The sequence below is a fragment of the Microbispora sitophila genome (assembly GCF_014892245.1).
GTDB classification, from domain to species: domain Bacteria; phylum Actinomycetota; class Actinomycetes; order Streptosporangiales; family Streptosporangiaceae; genus Microbispora; species Microbispora siamensis.
In genome coordinates, this window is record NZ_JADBGC010000021.1 from 38,030 (window position 1) to 58,382 (window position 20,353).

Here is a 20,353-nt window from a genome sequence, read left to right on the forward strand (position 1 = left end):
TAGATCAACGGAGCTGGAATGGCAAGACCTTACCGCGAACGCCCTGCCCGCCGTTCCGCGCCACACACCCCGGGCCGCACACCGGCGGCGCTCAGCCGCCGCGCAGGAAGCTCCGGATCTTCGCCCAGCGCTCCGCGAACCGTGCCTCCGCGCCGTGCGTGGTCGGCTCGTAGTAGCGGCGCTCCCGCAGTTCCTCCGGGGCGTAGTCCTGGCGGACGAGGCCGTGCTCGAAGTCGTGCGGATACTGGTAGCCCCTGCCGTGGCCGAGCTTCTTCGCGCCCGGGTAGTGGGCGTCGCGCAGGTGGTCGGGGATGCGGCCCACCATGCCGCGCCGCACGTCGTCGGAGGCCGCGCCGATCGCCTTCACGACGGCGTTCGACTTGGGCGCCAGCGCGCAGTGGATGACCGCCTGGGCGAGGTTGATCCTGCCCTCGGGCAGGCCGATGAACTCCACGGCCTGGGCGGCGGCCACCGCGACCTGCAGGCACGTGGGATCGGCCATCCCGACGTCCTCACTGGCGAAGATCACGATCCGGCGGGCGATGAACCGGGGGTCCTCCCCCGCCTCCACCATTCGCGCCAGGTAGTGCAGCGCCGCGTCGGCGTCCGAGCCCCGCATGCTCTTGATGAACGCGCTGACCACGTCGTAGTGCTGGTCGCCCTGGCGGTCGTAGCGCACCGCCGCCTTGTCGACGGCCTTCTCCACGACCTCCACCGTGACGTCATCGGCCAGCATCGCGGCGGCTTCCAGGTAGGTCAGCGAGCGCCGGGCGTCGCCGCCGGCCAGCCGTACGAGCTGGTCGAGGGCGTCGGGATGCAGCGTGACGCGCCCGCCGAGGCCGCGCGGGTCGGCCACCGCGCGCTCCAGGACGGCGCGGACGTCGTCTTCGGCCAGCGGCTCCAGGGTGAGCAGCAGCGAGCGGGACAGCAGCGGGGAGATGACGGAGAAGAACGGGTTCTCCGTCGTCGCGCCGATGAACGTGACCCAGCGGTTCTCCACCGCGGGCAGCAGCGCGTCCTGCTGCGCCTTGTTGAACCGGTGGACCTCGTCCACGAACAGCACGGTCTGCCTGCCGGTCATGCCGAGCTCGCGGCGGGCCTGGTCGATGGCGGCGCGCACGTCCTTGACCCCGGCGGAGACGGCCGAGATCTCCACGAACCTCCGCTTGGTCGCGCCCGCCACGACGTACGCCAGCGTGGTCTTGCCGGTGCCCGGGGGTCCCCACAGGAACAGCGACATGGGGGCGTCGCTCTCCACCAGACGGCGCAGCGGCGTGCCGGGCCCCAGCAGGTGCCGCTGGCCGATCACCTCCTCCAGCGAGCGCGGCCGCATCCGCACGGCCAGCGGCTCCTGGCCCCGGTGCGCCTCCTCGGCGGCCGAATCGAACAGGCTCTCCACATCGCCGACACTACCGTCAGTGGCCCCACACGGCCGTCGCGCCCGTGTGCCCGGTCCGTACGGCGTAGTAGCCGACGGCCACGGCGAGGATCACGGCGGCGGCCGACACGACCAGGACACCGGCCCGCGAGCCGGCGCCCTCGGGGGCGCGGCGGGCCCGGGTGAGCCACACCATCACCAGGGCCACGACGGTCAGCACCGCGGTCACCGGCACGAGGATCTCCGCGAGGCCGCTGTGGACCTCGATCGCCTCGGAGGGCCGCCCCTGGAACATCCGGTGCTCCAGCGCCTCCCCGCTCTCCTTGGCCGCGAACACCGAGCCGAGGGCCACCACGGCGGTCACGACCAGGGCCCAGTCGAGCTTGTGCCGAAGGCGGGGCAGTGCGGCGTACGCGATCGACAGCACCGCGAGCAGCGGCGCGAAGATCACCGCCGCGTGGACGATGAGAGCATGGGCCGGGAGTCCGAAGACCTGGTCGAACATCGTGCATCGCTCCTGAGACGGCAACCGGGGCGCGGATCGCGAGCCGTACTCCCTTGTACGGATTCGCTCGGCAGGAGGTTCCCAGGCGGATCTGAGAGCAAGATGAGCGCAAACTGTCGTGATACCCCTGGGACGTCTGCTTTACACGAAGCCGACGGGATCACGGATAGAGTGACGCATCAGTCGTAACAAAAGGGGAAAGGGAAGGCATAGCGGTGACCGACACTGATCGGCAGAAGCAACCGGCTTCGCGCGTGAGCACGACCGGGCGCGCGACCACCCCCCGTCGCCGCCTGCGTGGCACCCTCGGCGCCGGGCTGGGGCTCCTCGCGCTGACGGGCAGCCTGGTGGCCTGCAGTGACGGCTCGGCCGGGACCACAGCCAAGGCCACCCCCTCGGCCTCCGCCTCGCCCTCTGACTCCGAGGGGCCCAAAGTAACGAACACCGAGCTGACGGGCCCCACGCCGACGGCCCAGCCCACCAGCCTGCGTCAGGTCACCTGCAAGTACCGCAAGGACGACTCGGGCGCCCCGTCGAAGTTCGTGGGTTTCCCGCCCGAAAAGCTGACCAGGAGGGTCATCCTGGCCAAGCAGATGATCATCACGACCAACCAGGGTGAGATCGTCATCGACCTGGCCACGAAGGACGTGCCGTGCGCGGTGAACTCGCTCGCGTTCCTGGCGAGTAAGAACTTCTACGACAACACCGTCTGCCACCGCCTCGCCACGGTGGAGACCGTCGGCCTCGGCATGCTGCAGTGCGGCGACCCCCTGGCCACGGGCAACGGCAAGCGCAAGGAGGACGGCTCGGGCGGCCCCGGCTACCTGTTCGACGACGAGAACCTCGGCGGCATGCCGCTCATCCGGGGAACCGTCGGACTGGCGCAGAACACGGAGGACGCCAACTCCAACGGCAGCCAGTTCTTCATCTCCTTCAGCGACGAGAACAGCCAGCTGACCGCCGCAGGCGGCGCGTTCACCATGATCGGCGTGGTGAGCAAGGGCATGAACGTGGTCGACAAGATCGCCAGGGGCGGGATCATCCCGTTCAACGGCGACCCCACCGCCGACGTGCGGGGCGAGGGCTCCAACGCCCCCAAGAAGAAGGTCGTGATCAAGGACGTGGCCATCGTCTGAGCGCCCCCGGACACAGGACGGCCCCCGCGACCGGTGTCGCGGGGGCCGTCCTGTGCCGGGATCAGCTCTGCTGCGCGGCGGGCTCGGGCCTGTCGCCCTTCGGCGTGGCGTCCACGCCGGCCTCCTTGCGCTGTTCCGGGCTGATCGGGGTGGGCGCCCCGCTCAGCGGGTCGAAGCCGGACGCCGTCTTCGGGAACGCGATCACGTCCCGGATCGACTCGCCGCCCGCGAGCAGCATGCAGACGCGGTCCCAGCCGTAGGCGATGCCGCCGTGCGGCGGCGGGCCGTACTTGAACGCCTCCAGCAGCCAGCCGAACTTGCTCTCGGCCTCCTCCTTGGAGATGCCGAGCACGTCGAACACGCGCTGCTGCATCTCGGCGCGGTGGATACGGATCGAGCCGCCGCCGATCTCCATGCCGTTGCAGACCATGTCGTACGCGTACGCCAGGGCCTCGCCGGGGTTGTCCTGGAAGGTGTCGGCCCACTCCGGCTTCGGCGAGGTGAACGGGTGGTGGACCGGGGTCCAGCCGCCCTCGCCGTCCTCTTCGAACATCGGGGCGTCGACGATCCACAGGAACGACCACTGCGACTCGTCGATCAGGTCGCAGCGGCGGCCGATCTCCAGGCGGGCCGCGCCGAGCAGGTCGCGGGAGGCCGCGCGCGCACCGGCCGCGAAGAAGACCGCGTCGCCGGGCTTGGCGCCGGTGGCCTCGGCGAGGCCGGCCAGCTCGGTCTCCGACAGGTTCTTGGCCACCGGGCCGCCCAGCGTGCCGTCCTCCTGCACCAGCACGTACGCCAGGCCGCGCGCGCCGCGCGACTTGGCCCACTCCTGCCAGGCGTCGAGCTCCCTGCGGGTCTGCGAGGCGCCGCCGGGCATCACGACCGCGCCCACGTACGGCGCCTGGAAGACGCGGAACGAGGTGCCGGAGAAGTAGTCCGTGAGGTCGGTCAGCTCGACGCCGAAGCGCAGGTCGGGCTTGTCCGAGCCGTACCGCGCCATCGCCTCGGCGTACGTCATCCGGGGCAGCGGCGTGGGCAGCTCGTAGCCGAGCGTCTCCTTCCAGATCCGCCCGATGAGCGCCTCGCCCAGCTCGATCACGTCGTCCTGGTCCACGAACGACATCTCGATGTCGATCTGGGTGAACTCGGGCTGCCGGTCGGCCCGCAGGTCCTCGTCGCGGAAGCAGCGGGCGAGCTGGTAGTAGCGCTCCAGGCCGGACACCATGAGGAGCTGCTTGAACAGCTGCGGCGACTGCGGCAGGGCGTACCAGTTGCCCGGCTGGAGCCGTACGGGCACCAGGAAGTCGCGGGCGCCCTCGGGCGTCGAGCGGGTCAGGTTCGGCGTCTCGACGTAGACGAAACCGCGCTCGCGCATGACCTCGTTGGCGAGGTAGGTCGCCTGGGAGCGGATCCGCAGCGCGTCGGCGATCCGCTGACGGCGGATGTCGAGGTAGCGGTACTTCAGCCGCGCCTCCTCCGACACGCCCGAGCTGCCCTCGATCGGGAACGGCAGCGGCGCCGACTCGCTCAGCACCTCCACCTCGGAGGCGACGACCTCGATCTCGCCCGTGGGCAGATCGGGGTTCTCGTTGCCGGCCGGGCGCTGGCGTACCTCGCCTGTGACCTTCACGCAGTACTCCGCGCGCAGGTCGTGAGCGTGGTCCTCCTCGCGGAAGACCACCTGGGCCGAGCCGGAGGCGTCGCGCAGGTCGATGAAGACCACGCCGCCGTGGTCGCGCCGGCGCGCCACCCATCCGGCCAGCGTCACCTTCTGGCCCGCGTGCTCCTTGCGGAGCGTGCCTGCCTCGTGGGTGCGGATCACGAGAGTTTCCCCTTCAAGAACTCGACGACCTCCGCGAGCGGAACCGCGGTCTGGTCGGCTGTGGTCAGGTCCTTCACTTGCACGGCTCCCGCCTCGATATCTCGGTCGCCGAGGATGAGCGCGTAGCGCGCGCCGCTGCGGTCGGCGGCCTTCATCGCGCCCTTGACGCCACGGCCGCCGAAGGCCATGTCGACCGCGAGACCGGCCCGGCGCAGCTCGCTCACGAGCGGGAACACGCGCCGCCTGGCCTCCTCGCCGAGCGGCACGGCGAACACCTCGACGCCGCGGGGGCGCTCCGCGAGCAGGCCCTCGGCCTCCATCGCCAGCACCGTGCGGTCCACTCCGAGGGCCCAGCCCACGCTCGGCAGCGCCGGGCCGCCGATCTGCTCGCTCAGCCCGTCGTAGCGCCCTCCCCCGCCGACCGCCGACTGGGCGCCCAGGCCGTCGTGCAGGAACTCGAAGGTCGTACGCGTGTAGTAGTCCAGGCCGCGCACGAGCCGGGGGTCGTCCTCGTACGCCACGCCGGCGGCCGTCAGCAGGCCTCTGACCTCCTCGTGGTAGGCCTTGCAGGCCCCGCACAGGTGGTCGGTGACCAGCGGCGCGTTCTCCAGCTGCGCGCGCACCTCGGGGCGCTTGTCGTCGAGCACCCGCAGCGGGTTGATCTCGATCCGGTTGCGGGTGGGCTCGTCGAGGTCCAGGCCGCGCAGGAAGTCCTGCAGCGCGGCGCGGTAGGCCGGGCGGCACTCCTTGCAGCCCAGCGAGTTCAGCAGCAGCCGGACGCCGCGCAGGCCCAGCGAGGCGTAGCCGTCCATCGCCAGCACGATCAGCTCGGCGTCGAGCGCCGGGTCCTCGGCCCCCAGGGCCTCCGCCCCCACCTGGGAGAAGTGGCGGTAGCGCCCCGCCTGGGCCCGCTCGTAGCGGAAGTAGCTGCCCGAATACCAGAGCTTGATCGGCAGCGGCCCGCCGTACAGGCCGTGTTCGAGCACGGCGCGCATCACGCTCGCGGTGCCCTCGGGGCGCAGCGTCAGCGACTGGCCGCCCCGGCTCGTGAACGTGTACATCTCCTTGGTCACGATGTCGGTCGACTCGCCGACGCCGCGCGAGAACAGCGCCGTGTCCTCGAAGGCCGGCGTCTCGATGTAGCCGTAACCGGCGCGGCGGGCCGGCGCGGCCAGGGCGTCCCGTACGGCGAGAGCCCACTCCGAACGCGGGGGCATCCAGTCGAAGGTGCCCTTGGGCGCCTGAAAGGTCATCACAATCCCCTGGTCGGGCCTGCGTGCGGCGCGACGTCCCTGAGGAAGGGGTTGGTCGCGCGCTCGCGGCCGATGGTCGTCTGAGGTCCGTGGCCGGGCAGGACCGTGGTCTCGTCCGGCAGCGTCAGCGTCTTGGCGAGGCTGCGCAGGATGGCGGCGTAGTCGCCGCCGGGCAGGTCGGTACGGCCGATGGAGCCGGCGAACAGCAGGTCGCCCGCGAACAGGACCTGGGAGTCCTCGACGGGCGTCCGGAACGTCACCGACCCCCTGGTATGGCCCGGCCTGTGCTCGACCGTGAGCTCCAGCCCGGCCAGCGACAGCACGGCCCCGTCGGCCAGCTCCCGTACGTCGTCCGGCTCGGAAAGTTTCAGCCCGCCGAACACCTGGCCCGCCTGCGGCGGGAACCCCTTCGCCGGGTCCGACAGCAGGTCGCGGTCCTCCGGGTGGATCCACGCGGGCACGTCGCGGGCGCCGCACACCGGGGCCACCGACCACACGTGGTCGATGTGACCGTGGGTGAGCAGCACCGCGACCGGCTTCAGCCGGTGCTCGCGCAGCAGCGCGTCGAGATCCTCCACGGCGTCCTGACCTGGGTCGATGACCACGCACTCCTCGCCTGCAGCGGGAGCGACGACGTAACAGTTGGTCTGGAACGACCCTGCGGGAAACCCGGCGACGAGCACGGAAGCGGCCTCTGCGTCTCTACGGATCAATCAAGGATTGCGCGAGCGAATGTAACCGAAGGGTACCGGTGCGGGTCGGCAGGCTGCGAACCAATACCCGTCAGCCGATACGATTCGCCCACCTCAATAGTCATTCTTGGAGCAGTCGAGCCGGATGCTATAGAACAGGCCGCCGTTCCCGGAGCACCTCCCGGGTGTGGCGGGCACGCGCCGGCGAGATCGCGTCCGGGCGTACGACCATGGGAAACAGGAAAGTCGGGAGGTCGAAGTGGTCACCGGCAAGGACCGGCAGAAGCAGCTGGCCCGGGAACACTACGAACGGCAGCTGCGGGCACGCGCGGAACGCGAGCAGAAGTCGCGGCGCACCGCGATCATAGGCACCACCGCGGCCGTGGTGGTGGTGATCGGCGGCGTGGTGGCGGCGACGACCCTTCTCGGCCGCGACGACAGCGGCGCCACGGCGTCCGCGTCGCCGTCGGCGAGCATCAAGCCCGCCGTGGCCGACCCCAAGCCGTACGACCCGGCCAAGGGCACCTGCGGCTACGTCACCGACGAGGGCAGCGGCCAGGTCAAGAACGTCGGCATGCCGCCGGAGAAGGTGAGCACCGCCCCGGCGACCATGACCATCAGGACCAACCTCGGCGACATCGTCGCGAGGCTGGACAGCGAGAAGGCGCCCTGCACGGTCAACTCGTTCAAGTTCCTGGCTTCCAAGGACTACTTCGACAACACGAAGTGCCACCGGATGGGCACGGACTTCCCGATCCTGCAGTGCGGCGACCCGCTGGCCAAGGCCGACGGCAAGAACCCGACCGACGGCCAGGGCGGCCCCGGCTACCGCTTCGCCAACGAGAACCTGGCGGGCGCGAAGTACACGCGGGGCGTGATCGCGATGGCGAACAGCGGCCCGAACACCAACGGAAGCCAGTTCTTCATCGTGTTCGGGGACACCGGGCTGACGCCCGACTACACGCCTTTCGGTACGGTGACCAAAGGACTCGAAATCGTGGACAAGGTCGCCAAGAAGGGCGTCATCCCCAGTGCCGGCGGGGACGGCACTGGTGCCCCGAAGCAGCCCGTGGTCATCAAAGACGTGACAATCACCAGCAAGAGCTGACGTAATACAACCAAGGGCACATCGAGCCCTGGAGGCTGATTCAAGTGCGGGAGGACACGGTGAGCACCGACCCGTGGGGCCGGGTAGACGAGGACGGCACCGTCTACGTGCGTACGGCTGAGGGAGAACGGGCCGTCGGGTCCTGGCAGGCCGGTGAGCCGGAGGAGGCGCTGGCCTACTACCGCCGGAAGTTCGACGAGCTGGCGGGCCAGGTGCAGCTCCTGGAGCAGCGGGTGCGCGGCACCGACCTCGCGCCGGCCCAGGCCGAGGCGAGCATCGCCAAGCTGCGGGAGTCGGTGACCGAGGCGCACGCGGTCGGCGACCTCGGCTCCCTGCAGGACCGGCTGACGGCGCTGACCGAGCTGGTCGGCAAGCGGCGCGAGGAGCTGCGGGCGGCGCGCGACCAGGCCCGGGCGCACGCGCGCGAGGTGAAGGAGCGCATCGTCGCCGAGGCCGAGCGCATCGCCGAGGAGACGACGCACTGGAAGTCCGGCGGCGAACGGCTGCGGCAGCTCGTCGACGAGTGGAAGGCCGCCGAGCGGGTCGACCGGGCCACCGAGGCGACGCTGTGGAAGAGGCTGTCCACGGCGCGTACGGCCTTCGCCAAGCGGCGCAAGGCGTACTTCTCCTCGCTCGACCAGCAGCGCGACGCGGTGCGCGGCACCAAGGAGCACATCGTGAGCGAGGCGGAGGCGCTGGCGGACTCGACGGACTGGAACGCCACCGCGGCGGCCTACCGGGAGCTGATGCGCCAGTGGAAGGCCGCGGGACGCGCCTCCCGCGAGGTCGAGGACGAGCTGTGGACGCGCTTCAAGGCCGCCCAGGACCAGTTCTTCCAGGCCCGCTCGGCGGTGTTCGCGGAGCGGGACGCCTCCTTCGCGGCCAACGCCGAGGTGAAGGAGGCCCTGCTGGCCGAGGCCGAGAAGCTGCTGCCGGTCACCGACGCGCGGACCGCCCGCACGGCGCTGCGGGGCATCCTGGAGCGCTGGGAGGCCGCGGGCCCGGTGCCGCGCGACCAGCGCGATCGTCTGGAGGGCGGGCTGCGCAAGGTCGACGACGCGGTCCGCAGGGCCGAGGAGACCGAGTGGAAGCGCTCCAACCCCGAGGCCAGGGCCCGCGCTCAGGACACGGTCAACCAGCTCCGCAGGTCCATCGACCAGCTGGAGACGCGGCTGGCCAAGGCCCAGACGGCCGGCCGGGACAAGGACGTCAAGGAGGCGGAGGAGGCGCTGGCCGCCCGCCGCTCCTGGCTCCAGGAGGCGGAGCGCACGCTCGCCGAGTTCTCCTGACCCGCTTCGAGTGCGTCCCGGCGTGACCTCGTGTCACGCCGGGATTCGCATGTCCGCCGCTTCGTGAGGACGCCGCGCCGCCGGGCAGGGGCCGTCCGGTCGTCGGCCCGCCGGGCCGTCGTTCCGGGCGCCCCGGCCGCGGGCCGTCAGCTGGTCACGCGGTAGACGTCGTAGACGCCCGCGACGGTGCGCACCGCCTTGAGCACGTGGCCGAGGTGCTTGGGGTCGCCCATCTCGAAGGTGAACTTGCTGATCGCCACCCGGTCGCGGCTGGTCGTCACCGAGGCCGACAGGATGTTCACGTGCTGGTCGGACAGGGTCCGCGTGACGTCCGACAGCAGGCGGGGCCGGTCGAGCGCCTCCACCTGGATGGCGACGAGGAAGACCGAGTCGTCCCCGGGCGACCAGGAGACCTCGACCAGCCGGTCGGGGTGGGCGCTGAGCTGTTCCACGTTCGGGCAGTTGGTGCGGTGCACGGACACGCCGTGCCCCCGCGTGACGAACCCGACGATCTCGTCCCCCGGCACCGGGGTGCAGCAGCGCGACAGGCGGACCCACACGTCCGGGTCGCCCGCGACCATCACGCCGGCGTTCGAGTTGGCCCTCAGACGGCCCTTGAGCCGCGTGGGGACCTGGGCCTCGGCGATGTCCTCCTCGGCCCCCTCGACGCCGCCCAGGGCCTGTACGAGCTTGTCCACGACCGACTGTGCGGTGAGGTGCCCCTCGCCGACGGCCGCGTACAGGGCCGAGACGTCGGCGTAGCGCAGGTCCCTGGCCAGGGCCAGCAGCGCCTCGCCGGACATGAGCCGCTGCAGCGGCAGGCCCTGCTTGCGCATGGCCCGCCCGATCGCCTCCTTGCCCGCCTCGATGGCGGTCTCGCGGCGCTCCTTGGTGAACCACTGGCGGATCTTGTTGCGGGCCCGGCCGCTCTTGACGAACTTCAGCCAGTCCCTCGACGGTCCCGCGTCCGGCGACTTCGACGTGAAGATCTCGACGGTGTCGCCGTTGCCGAGGCGGGACTCCAGCGGGACCAGCCTGCCGTTCACCCGCGCGCCGATACATCGGTGGCCGACCTCGGTGTGCACGGCGTACGCGAAGTCGACCGGGGTCGCGCCCTCGGGCAGGGCGATCACCTGGCCGCGCGGGGTGAAGACGAACACCTCCGAGACCGACAGGTCGAAGCGCAGCGACTCCAGGAACTCCCCGGGGTCGGAGGTCTCCTTCTGCCAGTCGAGGAGCTGGCGGAGCCAGGCCATGTCGTTGACCTGCTTGACCTTGCCGGGACCGGCCCCGGTCATCTCCTCCTTGTACTTCCAGTGCGCGGCCACGCCGTACTCGGCGCGGTTGTGCATGGCCCGCGTGCGGATCTGCAGTTCGATGGCCTTGCCCTCGGGTCCCATGACCGTCGTGTGGAGCGACTGGTACATGTTGAACTTGGGCATGGCGATGTAGTCCTTGAACCGCCCCGGCACCGGCTTCCACTGGGCGTGGATCGTTCCGAGCGCGGCGTAGCAGTCGCGGACCGTGTCGACCAGGACGCGGATGCCCACCAGGTCGTAGATGTCGTCGAAGGCCACGCCCTTGGCGATCATCTTCTGGTAGATCGAGTAGTAGTGCTTGGGCCGGCCGCGCACGGTCGCCTTGATCTTCGCCTCGCGCAGGTCGGCGGAGACCTTCTCGATGACCTCGTGCAGGAACAGGTCGCGGCGCGGCGCGCGCTCCGACACCATCCGGGCGATCTCGTCGTACCGCTTCGGGTAGAGCATGGCGAACGCGAGGTCCTCCAGCTCCCACTTGATGGTGTTCATGCCGAGCCGGTGGGCCAGCGGCGCGAAGATCTCCAGCGTCTCGCGGGACTTCTGCTGGCGCTTGTGCTCGGGCATGTAGCGCATGGTGCGCATGTTGTGCAGCCGGTCGGCCAGCTTGATCACCAGCACGCGGATGTCGCGCGACATCGCGACGACCATCTTGCGCACGGTCTCGGCCTGCGCCGCGTCGCCGAACTTCACCTTGTCGAGCTTGGTCACGCCGTCGACGAGCAACGCGATGTTGTCGCCGAAGTCGGCTCGTAACTCGTCGAGGCTGTAGGCGGTGTCCTCGACGGTGTCGTGCAGCAGGGCGGCGCACAGCGTCTCGTCGTCCGTGCCCAGCTCCGCCAGGATCGTCGCCACCGCGAGCGGGTGGGTGATGTACGGGTCGCCGCTCTTGCGCTTCTGATCGCGGTGATGGTAGGCGGCAACGTCGTACGCGCGCTCGATCAGCCGCAGGTCTGCTTTGGGATGGTTGGCACGGACCGTCTTGAAGAGCGGTTCCAACACCGGATTCATAGCACCCCACTGCCCCCCGAAACGGGCGAGCCTCCGTCGCGTGGCCGGCGACGCCGGCTTGTCCTCCGGGACCGCCGCGGGGTCGCGCGCCGCGTCGGGGGGCACGTCTGCGACGGGCTCGGGGGCGTCGCGGGAGTTCACTCCGCGATCGACCCGCGCGCTGTCGGGCACGACCACATCACGGGGCACACAGACTCCTCACGTCGAGTCCAGATTCCACAGTGTATCCGTGCTGCCACAGCACTCTCGGCCGCGTGCCCCCCTGACCGGCCCGCGCGGCTCAGACGGTGAGCAGGGTGCGGACGTCCAGGCCCGGCAGCCGGTCGCGGCCGGAGAGGAAGGACAGCTCCATCAGGAAGGACACGGCCACGACCTCCGCGCCCGTCCTTCCGACCAGCTCCACCGCCGCCCGGGCCGTGCCTCCCGTGGCGAGGACGTCGTCCACGATCAGGACCCGGTCGCCGGGGTCGAAGGCGTCGGCGTGCACCTCGATCGTCGCGGAGCCGTACTCCAGATCATAGGACGCCTCGTAGGTGTCGGCGGGCAATTTGCCCTTTTTGCGCACTGGTACGAACCCCGCACCGCTGCGGTAGGCCACCGGCGCGGCGAGGATGAAGCCCCGCGCCTCGATGCCGATCACCTTGTCGAACGCCAGGCCGTCCCCGAGCTCGTGCACGACCTGCGTGAATGCCGCGTGGTCCGCCAGGAGCGGGGTGATGTCCTTGAAGAGGATGCCCGGCTTCGGATAGTCCGGGACATCCCTGATGAGAGCCGTCCAGTCAGTCACGACGCCCAAGCCTAACGGGCTCGCGGAACACGCAGGCGCCCCCGGAACCGGACGGGTTCCGGGGGCGCCTGCGACGAGACGGGGTCAGCGCTTCTTGCGCTTCTCCGTGGTCGTGATGGTGACGTTCTGCGAGCCGGCCGACACGGGCTCCTTGGCGGCGGCCTTGGCGGCGGAGACCTGCTTGGCGTGCACCCGCTGGGCCAGCGCCTGCCACTTGGGCTCCCGCTCCTTGAGCGTGACCAGGATCGGCGTCGCCACGCACAGGGACGAGTACGTACCGACGATCATGCCGACGAACAGGGCCAGCGACAGGTCCTTCAGCGTGCCGGCGCCGAGCAGCGTGGTGCCGATGAACAGGATCGCCGCCACCGGCAGGATCGCCACCAGCGAGGTGTTCAGCGACCGGATCAGCGTGTGGCTGAGCGCGTTGTTGGCGGCCTGCGTGTAGGTCATCTTCGCGCTCGTGCCGAGCTTGCCCGTGACCTCCTTGATCATGTCGAAGACGACGACCGCGTCGTACAACGAGTAACCGAGGATCGTGAGGAAGCCGAGCATGGTCGCCGGGGTGACCTCGAAGCCCGACCAGGCGTAGACGCCCGCGGTGATCACGAGGTCGTGGACGAGGGCGACGATCGCCGCGAGCGCCATCCGCCACTCGAAGGCCACCGACAGGTACAGCATAATCGCGATCATGAAGACCGCGAGGCCGATCCAGGCCTTCTGGGAGACCTCGCCACCCCAGGTCGCGCCGATGACCTGGGAGCTGACCTGCTCCTCCTGGATGCCGTACTTCTGGGCGACCGTCTGCTGGACCTTGTTCACCTCGTCGCCCTTGAGGCTCTCGGTGGTGACCCGCCAGTTCGGGCCGGCCTGCTGCACGATGACCTGGTGGACTCCGGCGTCCGCGACGGTCTCGCGGACCTGTTCGAGGCTGGAGCCGGGGGTGCGCTTGAAGTCGAACACCGAGCCGCCGCGGAACTCCACGCCCAGGTTCAGCCCGTGCAGCGCCAGGCCCAGGATGGAGACGGCCAGCAGGAACACCGACAGGCCATACCAGATCTTGCGCTTGCCGACAAAGTCGATGTTGATGTCGCCGCGGTAGAGGCGGCTGATCACTCCCGGCATCACGCCTCCTGCAGGGTCTGCTCGGCGGGGCTGGTGCGGCCCATGCGCTCCGCGTCGAGTCCGGACAGCTTGTGGCCCTTCGAGAAGAACCGCAACCGCGCCACGAGGGACATCAGCGGCTTGGTGAACAGGAACACCACCACGATGTCGACGAGCGTCGTCAGGCCCATCGCGAACGCGAAGCCGGCGACGTCGCCGACCGCGAGGAAGAAGAGCACCACCGCGGCGATGAACATGACGGCGTCGGCGACCAGGATGGTGCGCCGGGCGCGTCGCCAGGCCACCTCCACCGCCGAGCGCAGCGTGCGGTGACCCTCCTTGATCTCGTCGCGGATCCGTTCGAAGTAGACGATGAACGAGTCCGCGGTGATGCCGATCGAGACCACCAGACCGATGATGTGCGGCAGCGAGAGCCGGAAGCCGGCGTTGTGGCTCAGGACGTCGACCGTCAGGTACGTGAACACGGTGGCCACGCAGAGGCTGGCTATGCCGATGAGCCCCAGGCCGCGGTAGTAGAGCAGCAGGTAGATCATGACGACGATCAGGCCGAGCGCACCGGAGATGAGGCCGCCGTTGAGCTGGTCCTGGCCGAGGGTCGAGGAGACCGACACGACCGAGCTCTGCTGGAACTTCAGCGGCAGCGCGCCGTACTTGAGCTGGTCGGCCAGCTCGGTGGCGGTCTTCTGGGTGAAGCTGCCGGAGATGCGGGCGCTGCCGCCGGGGATGGCCTCCTCGATCGTCGGAGCGACGATGACGACGCCGTCCAGCACGTTGGCGAGCTGGTTGCGCGGGGCCGGCAGGCTGGTGATGCGCCGGGTGATGTCGGCGAACAGCGTGGCGCCCTTCGACTTGAAGTCGACCTGGACGATCCACTCACCGGTGGTGGGGTCGGTGCCCGCCTGCGCGCCGCTGATCTCGGTGCCCTGCACCGCGGCCTTGTCCAGGATGTACCGCGCCGAGCCGTCGTCGCTGCAGGCGACGATCTGCTTGTTCGGGTCGTCGATGGCGCCCTGGCCGCGGTTCTTCGCGGTGCAGTCGATCTTGCGGAACTCGGCGAGCAGCGCCGGGTCGATGCCGCTGGTGTCCTGACCGGCCAGTGGGTCGCTGTTGTCCTCCGGGCTCGCCGTCGGCGTGGGACTGGGAGCCGCCGAGGGCGACGCCTTGGCCCGGGCGCCCCGGGCGGTCCCGGCGCCCGCCCTGTGGTGGGTCGTGGCCCTCGTCGAGGTGCTCGGCTCCGGCGACGGCGCGGTCAGCGCCTTCGACAGGGCACGGCCGGCGGGTGACGCGTTGCCGTTCGGCGCCGCGCTCTCCCTGGCCGGCGTGGACTCCTTCGACGTGGCCGCGGGCGTCGCCGCCGCCGACCCGCTCGGCGTGGGAGCCGCGGTGGGCACCTGAGCCGGCGGCGCCTTGGCGGCGGCCACCGCGAGCACCTGCCGCATGCGCAGTTCGGCCGTGGTCGACACCAGGCGGAGCGCCTCGTCCCGGCCCGCGCCCGGGATCTGGATCACGATGTTGTCGTTCGACTTCGCGACCTGGGCGTCGGAGATGCCGGTGCCGTTGACGCGCTGCCGGATGATGGTCACGGCTCGGTCGAGGCTCTCCTGCGACGGCGACTTCCCGTTCGCCGTGACCGGCGTGAGCGTCACGGTCGTGCCGCCCGCGAGGTCGAGGCCGAACTTGGGGACGAACGCCTTCTGGAGGGCGACCGTCGCGCCCATGACGAGGATGAGCGCAAGGAGCAGCAGGAGCGTGCGTCCAGGCTTGCTCTGGCTACTGGTCGGTGGGGCCACTGGAGGTCAGTTCTTTCGTCGAAAGGTTGTGATCAGCCTACTCAGGACTGCTTGGTGCTTGTATCGTCACCGTTCCCCGTGTCGGGACCATCCGTCACGGTCTCTTCGGCCTCCCCGTCCGTCACCTCGTCCACGGGAGTGAGCACCCGGCCGATCGCCGCCTTGACCCAGCGGGTCTCGACGCCGGGGGCCACCTCCAGTACGACGTCGTCGTCCTGGAGTGCGACGACCGTCGCGAACAGGCCTGTCGTGGTCATGACCCGGACGCCCGGGGTGAGAGAGTTCTGCATCTGGATCTGCTCCTGCTGCCGCTTGCGCTGGGGGCGGATCAGGAGGAAGTAGAAAACCACTACCAGCAAGATCAGTGGCAGGAACGTCCCAAGCGGGTTGTTACCCACGGGGGCCACCCTTCCGTAACGTGATGAACCGGCCTGACGCCGGAGGTCTTGTGCGCTTCACACGCGGGCCACCGCGACTTCTCGCGTGTGCGGCCAGTCAAGCCACGCAGTGTATGCGAGCCCGCTGAAGCCCGGCAACGAACCCACGGCCCGGCGGGCAGGAAAGTTCCCGTTTCATGGGCTTCGCAATCGGTCTGTTACCTCTTTGCCCCAGTTTCCGCTTCCAGCTGCCGCGGCCGGCACTCAGGACCCGTCGAAGAGCGTCGGCACCGCCACCGAGCCGACCGCGTCAGGAGGCGGAGTCAGGCCGAGATGCGCCCAGGCGGCGGCGGTGGCGACGCGGCCCCTCGGGGTGCGGGCCAGCAGCCCCTGCCGCACCAAGAAGGGCTCGGCCACGACCTCGACGGTCTCCGGCTCCTCCCCCACGGCCACGGCGAGCGTCGACAGGCCCACCGGGCCGCCGCCGAACTTGCGCAGCAGCGCGTCGAGCACGGCACGGTCGAGCCGGTCCAGCCCCTCGGCGTCGACCTCGTACAGGTTGAGCGCCGCCGCCGCGATCTCACGGGTGATCACGCCCTCCGCGCGGACCTCGGCGAAGTCGCGCACCCGCCGGAGCAGGCGGTTGGCGATGCGAGGCGTGCCGCGCGAGCGGCGAGCGATCTCGTGGGCGCCCTCGTCCGGCAACTCCACCGACAGCAGCCGCGCGGAGCGCCGCAGCACCTGCTCGAGCTCGGCGACCTCGTAGAAGTCCATGTGGGCGGTGAAGCCGAACCTGTCGCGCAGCGGCGCGGGCAGCAGCCCCGCCCGGGTGGTGGCCCCGACCAGCGTGAACGGGGCGATGTCGAGGGGGATCGAGGTGGCGCCTGGGCCCTTGCCGACGACGATGTCCACCCGGAAGTCCTCCATGGCGAGGTAGAGCATCTCCTCGGCCGGGCGGGCCATGCGGTGGATCTCGTCGATGAACAGGACCTCGCCCTCGGTCAGCGTGGACAGGATCGCGGCGAGATCGCCCGCGCGCTCCAGCGCCGGGCCCGAGGTCATCCGCAGCGGCGCGCCGAGCTCCGAGGCGATGATCATCGCGAGCGTCGTCTTGCCGAGCCCGGGGCCGCCGCTCATCAGGACGTGGTCGGGCGGGCGGTTGCGGCGCAGGGCGCTCTCCAGCACCAGCGACAGCTGCTCGCGCACCCGGCCCTGGCCGATGAACTCGTCCAGGCGCCGGGGACGCAGCGCGGCCTCGATCGCCCGCTCGTCGCCCTCGGGTTCCGGCGACACGAGATCCCGCTCGAAGCTCACTCGACACCATCCGCTCGGCCTGCCGGGACCCGTCCGCTTCCCGGTGAAAATTTCATCGAACCATCAGCCCGCCGCGCGCCCCGCACGGGGCGAGGCGCGGCCCGTCACGAGGTCACCGCACGCTCAGCGCCCGCAGGGCGGACTTGAGCAGCGACGCCACCTGGGGGCTGCGGCCGGCCGCGACCTCCGCCTCGGCCTCCGCGGTGACCGCCGCGAGCGCCTCGTCGGCGTCCCTGGACGAGTAGCCGAGCCCGACCAGTCCCGCGTGGACCTGGTCGCGCCAGACGGGCGCCGCCGCCGCGCCGTTCAGCGCGGCGTCGACGGCCGCCGCCGGGGCGCCGAGCTTGTCCTTGAGTTCAAGCACGATGCGCTGCGCGCCCTTCTGGCCGATGCCAGGCACCATCGTCAGGGCCTTGATGTCGGCGCTCGCCACCGCGACCCGCAGCGCGTTGGGCGCGTGGACCGCGAGCATGGCCAGGGCCAGGCGCGGCCCGACCCCGCTGGCCGTCTGGAGCAGTTCGAAGACCGTGCGCTCGTCGTCGGAGGCGAAGCCGTACAGCGTGAGCGAATCCTCGCGGACCACGAGCGAGGTGGACAGCCGGGCGGGTTCGCCGACCCGCAGCCCGGCCAGGGTGCCCGGGGTGCAGTGGACGAGCATCCCGACGCCGCCCACCTCGACCACGGCGCTGTCGGCCCCGATCGCCGCCACCTGCCCCGCAACGGATGCGATCACCGCGTGTTCCCTCCCCGGTCCGGACGCCCGGCCGCGACTTCGCCGGGCCTCACAGTCCTACCAGAGCTCGCGGGGCCCGCACCCCCGGAACGGGCCCGGGCCAGGGCGTCGGCTAGGCGGTGCTGCACGCCGCCGCGCCAGACGTGACAGATGGCGAGGGCGAGCGCGTCGGCCGCGTCCGCGGGCTTGGGCATGGCGTCGAGCCGCAGCAGCCGGGTGACCATCGTGCCGACCTGCTTCTTGTCGGCGTTGCCGTTGCCCGTGATGGCGGCCTTGACCTCGCTCGGCGTGTGCAGCGCGACCGGCAGCCCCCGCCGGGCGGCGCAGACGATCGCGACGGCCGACGCCTGGGCCGTCCCCATGACCGTACGGACGTTGTGCTGGGCGAAGACCCGTTCGACGGCGACCGCGTCGGGCCTGATCTCGTCGAGCCAGCGCTCGATCTCCGCCTCGATGACGACCAGCCGGGACCCGATGTCGTCGTCGGCCGGGGTGCGGACCACCCCGACCGACAGCAGGCTCAGCGGCGCGCCCGGACGGCCCTCCACGGCGCCGAGACCGCACCGCGTCAGCCCCGGGTCCACGCCCATCACCCGCAGTTGGGGCAACCGCACCGGCACGCCTCCCTGATCCCGGCGGCGCGGCCACCGCGCGGCCGCCACTGCGCCGAACATCTGTTCGGTCGGTCACTCTATCGCGATCAGCGGCCGCGCGGGTGCGTCAGAAGTAGTCGATCATGTACGCGGTGCAGCCGAACGCGGCGTCCAGCGCGTCGTCGGCGTCGGGAGAGCCGCCGGTCAGCAGGCCGGCACGGCGGAGCGTGGCCGTGGGCACGCCGGCGAACAGCGCGGACATCCCGCCGATCGTGAGCCGCGTCGCGTCCCCGGAAGGCGCGTCCCGCCGGGTCACGGAGCCGGAGCCGCCGTCCACCCGCAGCAGCCAGTCGCCCGCGTTGCCCGGGCGCCGGGAGTCGGTCACCTCGACGGGGGTCTCGACGCGGACCCCGGCGGGGAAGCCGCGCCCCTCGACCGCGGCGGGCAGGTCGATCAGCCGGAACATCCACCGGGTCTGGGTGACCTCGTCCTTCGACCGCTCCCGCAGCATCCAGAGCACCGGGTCGGCCGGGTCGGCGCAGGCGGTCACCGACCTCGCGACGGACGAGGCGCTGCCGACCATCGACCACAGGGCCCGGGCCGTCGCCTCCGACCCCGCCAGCAGGTTGTCGACCTCGATGTTCCCGTCGCTCCACCGGTAGACGACGAACCCGTCCTCGGCCAGGTAGCAGAAGTCGTCGTCGTCCTCCAGCCACAGCCGCCAGGTCCGCTCGTCGAAGCACAGCGGCCCGCTCGCGCGCGTGGCGGCGTGCAGCCTGCCGATCAGGGCCACGAGCTCGGCCGCGTCGGCGGGACCCATCCGGCGCAGCTTGACCGCGCCGGCCGCGCCGCCGGGGCCGTCCAGCGTGCGCAGCGCCTCGGAGGGCAGGGTGATCCGCTGGAGCACGCCGGCGTGCTCGTAGCCCGCGCTCCGGTACAGCGGCGTGGTGGCCGGGTAGAGCGCGGAGACCGCGTGGCCGAGCTCCGCGCAGCGCTCGATCACCGCGTCCATGAGCGCCCGGCCCACTCCCCTGCCGCGGTCCTCCGGCGCCACCGTCACGCTCGCCACGCCGCCCATGGACAGCGGGCGGCCGTGCCACCACTGGACGTACGGGTTGACCCTGGCCGCGCCGAGGAGACGGGAGCCGTCGAAGGCGCCCAGGAAACGGCCTTCGGGCAGCATCGGGGAGACGAGCTTGCGCCAGGTCTCGGCGGCGCCGCCGGACAAGGGGCCGAAGGCGCGCCTGCGGTTGTCGAGGACGGCGTCCAGGTCGTCGCTCGTGAGATGACGGATTTCCACAACCGGCCAAGCTATGCGGGCCCCGGCGGCCTGTGCCACCGGTTTTCCGCCCCCCTGCCCGGCTCCGGAGTCAGGCCTCGACCTTCTCCATGACCTCGTCGCTCACGTCGAAGTTCGCCCAGACGTTCTGCACGTCGTCGCTGTCCTCGAGCGCGTCGATGAGCTTGAAGACCTTGCGGGCGCCCTCCTCGTCGAGGGGGACGTTGAGCGTGGGGACGAAGCTCATCTCGGCCGACTCGTAGTCGATGCCCGCGTCCTGCAGCGCCTTGCGCACGGGGATCAGGTCGGAGGCCTCGCAGACCACCTCGAAGTTCTCGCCGAGGTCGTTGACCTCCTCGGCCCCCGCGTCGAGGACGGCCATGAGCACGTCGTCCTCGGTCAGCGACCCCTTGGGGACGATCACGACGCCCTTGCGGTTGAACATGTACGACACCGAGCCGGGGTCGGCGAGCGAACCGCCGTTGCGGGTCAGCGCCACGCGCACCTCGGACGCCGCGCGGTTGCGGTTGTCGGTGAGGCACTCGATGAGGACCGCGACGCCGCCCGGGGCGTAGCCCTCGTACATGATCGTCTGCCAGTCGGCGCCGCCGGCCTCGAGGCCGCCGCCGCGCTTGCGGGCCCGCTCGATGTTGTCGATCGGGACCGAGTTCTTCCTGGCCTTGGTGATGGCGTCGAACAGCGTGGGGTTGCCGTCCGGGTCGGGCCCGCCGGTCCTGGCCGCGACCTCGATGTTCTTGATGAGCTTGGCGAAAAGCTTGCCGCGCTTGGAGTCCAGCGCCGCCTTCTTGTGCTTCGTCGTCGCCCATTTGGAGTGGCCGGACATC

Annotated in this window: 18 protein-coding genes; 3 read left to right on the forward strand and 15 right to left on the reverse strand. The window is 70.9% G+C overall.

What is annotated here, in order from left to right; genetic code table 11:
- Positions 1–91: 91 nt before the first annotated feature.
- Both IL992_RS32430 and IL992_RS32435 read right to left on the reverse strand, forming a co-directional pair.
- The gene (locus IL992_RS32430) at positions 92–1,399 is read right to left on the reverse strand and encodes a replication-associated recombination protein A (RefSeq protein ID WP_193207139.1); all 1,308 of its coding nucleotides are present in this window, start codon (positions 1,397–1,399) and stop codon (positions 92–94) included.
- Between the two features lie 16 nt (positions 1,400–1,415).
- Positions 1,416–1,883, reverse strand: a complete 468-nt coding sequence (locus tag IL992_RS32435; protein WP_193207140.1) for a DUF2231 domain-containing protein — start codon at positions 1,881–1,883, stop codon at positions 1,416–1,418.
- Positions 1,884–2,137: 254 nt separating this feature from the next.
- On the opposite strand from IL992_RS32435, the gene IL992_RS32440 reads away from it, so the two are divergent.
- Positions 2,138–3,019, forward strand: a complete 882-nt coding sequence (locus IL992_RS32440) for a peptidylprolyl isomerase (RefSeq protein WP_319018968.1) — start codon at positions 2,138–2,140, stop codon at positions 3,017–3,019.
- Between the two features lie 61 nt (positions 3,020–3,080).
- On the opposite strand, the gene aspS is transcribed toward IL992_RS32440, so the two are convergent.
- From aspS to IL992_RS32455, 3 genes are read right to left on the reverse strand one after another with little or no spacing between them, the layout of a single operon-like run.
- Entirely contained in the window at positions 3,081–4,841 is a 1,761-nt protein-coding gene (gene aspS / locus IL992_RS32445) for an aspartate--tRNA ligase (protein ID WP_079316526.1), read from the reverse strand.
- A complete protein-coding gene (hisS, locus tag IL992_RS32450) occupies positions 4,838–6,094 on the reverse strand; it encodes a histidine--tRNA ligase (RefSeq protein WP_139575019.1) in 1,257 nt (418 codons plus the stop codon). Before hisS ends, aspS begins: the two co-directional genes overlap by 4 nt.
- Positions 6,094–6,777, reverse strand: coding sequence for an MBL fold metallo-hydrolase (locus IL992_RS32455; RefSeq protein ID WP_193207230.1), 684 nt, complete (start codon positions 6,775–6,777; stop codon positions 6,094–6,096). The genes hisS and IL992_RS32455 overlap by 1 nt, the downstream gene beginning before the upstream one ends.
- 268 nt (positions 6,778–7,045) lie before the next feature.
- Here IL992_RS32455 and IL992_RS32460 point away from each other — a divergent pair, with 268 nt between their 5' ends.
- On the forward strand, positions 7,046–7,894 hold the full coding sequence (locus IL992_RS32460; protein WP_193207142.1) for a peptidylprolyl isomerase: 849 nt from the start codon (positions 7,046–7,048) through the stop codon (positions 7,892–7,894).
- A 59-nt stretch (positions 7,895–7,953) separates the two neighbouring features.
- Positions 7,954–9,183 carry a DUF349 domain-containing protein gene (locus tag IL992_RS32465; RefSeq protein ID WP_193207143.1) on the forward strand — a complete coding sequence of 410 codons (1,230 nt, stop codon included), beginning with the start codon at positions 7,954–7,956 and terminating at the stop codon, positions 9,181–9,183.
- Positions 9,184–9,329: 146 nt separating this feature from the next.
- Here the strand turns inward: IL992_RS32465 and IL992_RS32470 are convergent, their stop codons facing one another.
- From IL992_RS32470 to IL992_RS32515, 10 genes are all read right to left on the reverse strand, one after another.
- Positions 9,330–11,510 carry a RelA/SpoT family protein gene (locus IL992_RS32470; protein ID WP_193207231.1) on the reverse strand — a complete coding sequence of 727 codons (2,181 nt, stop codon included), beginning with the start codon at positions 11,508–11,510 and terminating at the stop codon, positions 9,330–9,332.
- Positions 11,511–11,790: 280 nt separating this feature from the next.
- A complete protein-coding gene (locus IL992_RS32475; RefSeq protein WP_193207144.1) occupies positions 11,791–12,297 on the reverse strand; it encodes an adenine phosphoribosyltransferase in 507 nt (168 codons plus the stop codon).
- Between the two features lie 84 nt (positions 12,298–12,381).
- Positions 12,382–13,422 carry a protein translocase subunit SecF gene (gene secF / locus IL992_RS32480; protein ID WP_193207145.1) on the reverse strand — a complete coding sequence of 347 codons (1,041 nt, stop codon included), beginning with the start codon at positions 13,420–13,422 and terminating at the stop codon, positions 12,382–12,384.
- A complete protein-coding gene (gene secD, locus IL992_RS32485; protein WP_319018969.1) occupies positions 13,422–15,212 on the reverse strand; it encodes a protein translocase subunit SecD in 1,791 nt (596 codons plus the stop codon). Before secD ends, secF begins: the two co-directional genes overlap by 1 nt.
- A 41-nt stretch (positions 15,213–15,253) precedes the next feature.
- Positions 15,254–15,610 (reverse strand): preprotein translocase subunit YajC, encoded by a 357-nt coding sequence (gene yajC, locus IL992_RS32490; RefSeq protein WP_193207146.1) that lies wholly within the window; start codon positions 15,608–15,610, stop codon positions 15,254–15,256.
- Between the two features lie 243 nt (positions 15,611–15,853).
- Positions 15,854–16,903: a Holliday junction branch migration DNA helicase RuvB gene (gene ruvB / locus IL992_RS32495; protein ID WP_193207147.1), complete on the reverse strand. Its 1,050-nt coding sequence runs from the start codon at positions 16,901–16,903 to the stop codon at positions 15,854–15,856.
- 112 nt (positions 16,904–17,015) lie between these two features.
- The gene (gene ruvA / locus IL992_RS32500) at positions 17,016–17,636 is read right to left on the reverse strand and encodes a Holliday junction branch migration protein RuvA (protein ID WP_193207148.1); all 621 of its coding nucleotides are present in this window, start codon (positions 17,634–17,636) and stop codon (positions 17,016–17,018) included.
- A complete protein-coding gene (ruvC, locus tag IL992_RS32505; RefSeq protein WP_193207233.1) occupies positions 17,633–18,235 on the reverse strand; it encodes a crossover junction endodeoxyribonuclease RuvC in 603 nt (200 codons plus the stop codon). The genes ruvA and ruvC overlap by 4 nt, the downstream gene beginning before the upstream one ends.
- Positions 18,236–18,356: 121 nt before the next feature.
- The gene (locus IL992_RS48585) at positions 18,357–19,529 is read right to left on the reverse strand and encodes a GNAT family N-acetyltransferase (protein ID WP_193207149.1); all 1,173 of its coding nucleotides are present in this window, start codon (positions 19,527–19,529) and stop codon (positions 18,357–18,359) included.
- 70 nt (positions 19,530–19,599) lie between these two features.
- Positions 19,600–20,352, reverse strand: a complete 753-nt coding sequence (locus IL992_RS32515) for a YebC/PmpR family DNA-binding transcriptional regulator (RefSeq protein WP_079316516.1) — start codon at positions 20,350–20,352, stop codon at positions 19,600–19,602.
- Position 20,353 lies beyond the last annotated feature (1 nt).

Coding starts and splice junctions, on each gene's coding strand:
- IL992_RS32435 (WP_193207140.1), bottom strand. CDS start 1,883: ATGTTCGACCAGGTCTTCGGACTCCCGGCCCATGCTCTCATCGTCCAC.
- hisS (WP_139575019.1), bottom strand. CDS start 6,094: ATGACCTTTCAGGCGCCCAAGGGCACCTTCGACTGGATGCCCCCGCGT.
- IL992_RS32470 (WP_193207231.1), bottom strand. CDS start 11,510: ATGAATCCGGTGTTGGAACCGCTCTTCAAGACGGTCCGTGCCAACCAT.
- secF (WP_193207145.1), bottom strand. CDS start 13,422: ATGCCGGGAGTGATCAGCCGCCTCTACCGCGGCGACATCAACATCGAC.
- IL992_RS32515 (WP_079316516.1), bottom strand. CDS start 20,352: ATGTCCGGCCACTCCAAATGGGCGACGACGAAGCACAAGAAGGCGGCG.